The organism is Micromonospora sp. H61 (assembly GCF_018070325.1).
Classification (GTDB): domain Bacteria; phylum Actinomycetota; class Actinomycetes; order Mycobacteriales; family Micromonosporaceae; genus Micromonospora; species Micromonospora salmantinae.
In genome coordinates, this window is record NZ_JAGPXY010000209.1 from 1 (window position 1) to 1,590 (window position 1,590).

General features: G+C 62.6%; 2 protein-coding genes. One reads left to right on the forward strand and one right to left on the reverse strand.

What is annotated here, in order from left to right; genetic code table 11:
* A partial coding sequence (locus KBX08_RS33180; protein ID WP_210787701.1) for a DUF3459 domain-containing protein occupies positions 1 to 245 on the forward strand: 245 nt, incomplete at its 5' end.
* A gap of 108 nt (positions 246 to 353) precedes the next feature.
* Here the strand turns inward: KBX08_RS33180 and KBX08_RS33185 are convergent.
* On the reverse strand, positions 354 to 761 hold the full coding sequence (locus KBX08_RS33185) for a hypothetical protein (protein WP_210787702.1): 408 nt from the start codon (positions 759 to 761) through the stop codon (positions 354 to 356).
* Positions 762 to 1,590 lie beyond the last annotated feature (829 nt).

Sequence of the window (1,590 nt, forward strand, 5' to 3'; positions counted from 1 at the left end):
TGCGTCGGTCTCGTCCGGATCTCTCGGATCCTCGGTTGAACGCTGTCACGGTGCAGCATGGGGACCTGTTCCTGGAGATGCGGCGGGGGGACACGCTCGTGGTGGCGAACGTGGCTGGGCGGGGGCTGGGGGGGTCGCTGCCTGGGGTTGCGCGGCGGGTGCTGCTGGCTACGGGGGAGGGGGTCACCGTTATGCGGGACCGGATCCAGTTGCCGGCGGAGACAGCGGCGATCGTGGCGCTCTGAATGAGTCGTCCACGCGGCGCATGAGTCCTACCCGCAAAGGAACGGCTCAGCCCCTGCTGCCTCGGGGTCGCTTTCGACTAAGTAACTGCGCTGCAACGGGTCGAAGCGTTAGCTTCGAACCCAGTTGCCGCAGCCCCGGCTGGTGAACATCTCATCCGATGATTTGATTGTCACCCTAACCTTCTTCGCGGCGGTAACAAAGTTGTTGGCGACGATCCGCCCGTTGGAGCCGGCCCGCTCCCAGTAGCAATCGGTTACCTTGCCGTCAGTCAAGTGTGCAGTGGTCTCATAGGTGCCGGGTTTGACCTCTGTCCCGACCTCGAAGCTGCCCTCATCCATGCTGTTCTGTGCTTTTTTCCAAGTCGGCAAGAACTGTGGGCAGTCCTTGAGTCGTTTTGCGTCAACGTAGCTCCTGTTCTCAATGTAAACATCAAGGAGGGCATCGGATGCGTAAGACGCATCGCAAGCGTCACCGCTGATGAAATCGTCATCGCAGCCGCCCTCCCAAGCGCTCAATGATGCATCGCATGGTGCCCACGCTGGCGTGGGGCTTGGCGGAGGAGGCGGACTCGTGCTGACCAGCGGCGACGGGGAGGGAAGGAGGCTTGGCGTCGGAATGGCTGAGTGGGCCACAGCGGACGGCGTCGATGAGCTACCAGCGTATTGACCGCCTTTCGCCCCGCAGCCCGCAACGGCGAACAGCGTAAGCACGAGCGCCAGCCGGGGGAGAGATGGCTTCATCACGCGATCGTGGCCCGTGAACCCCAAGGTTGGCGTCGGCCATCCGACACCTCCAAGCAACTTAGTCGCATCGGTGAGGAAGAATTACCGCTTCGGTCGCCATCATCGGCCAGTGTCTGCGGATGTGGGCGTGATCGGCGCATTGATGTGACCGTAGGACTCCGAACGATCCGCTAGGCCCTGGTGACGCTGGCCGCGAAGTCGCAGCTCAGGCGGGCGGGTGGTGTCACCGTTGCGAAGATGGGCCAAGGAGAGTCGGGCCCGCCGGCCGACGTGGAGGCGTCAGGATCGACCTTGACAGCGGTGTGTTCGGTGCCGACGAGGTCGGCCAGGTGACTCATGCTGCGCTGGAAGGCGGGCGGGTGGAACAGCGCCGAGGCTCCGTTCGGAGCATCGGATCTTGTCCGCTACTGTCTCACTGAAGCCTCGCGTTCAGAGCTCTGACCCATTAACACCGCATGAGTGCAAAATCGAGTTTGTATAAGGCCCGTTGTGCGGTCAACGCTGTGCCTGGTAGTTGACTGTCCGACGCGCGGAAGTCGCCAATTTCTGGCGGCTTTCGGCGGTGCTCACCCGGGCACGTGCTGTTGGAACAACTACAAGG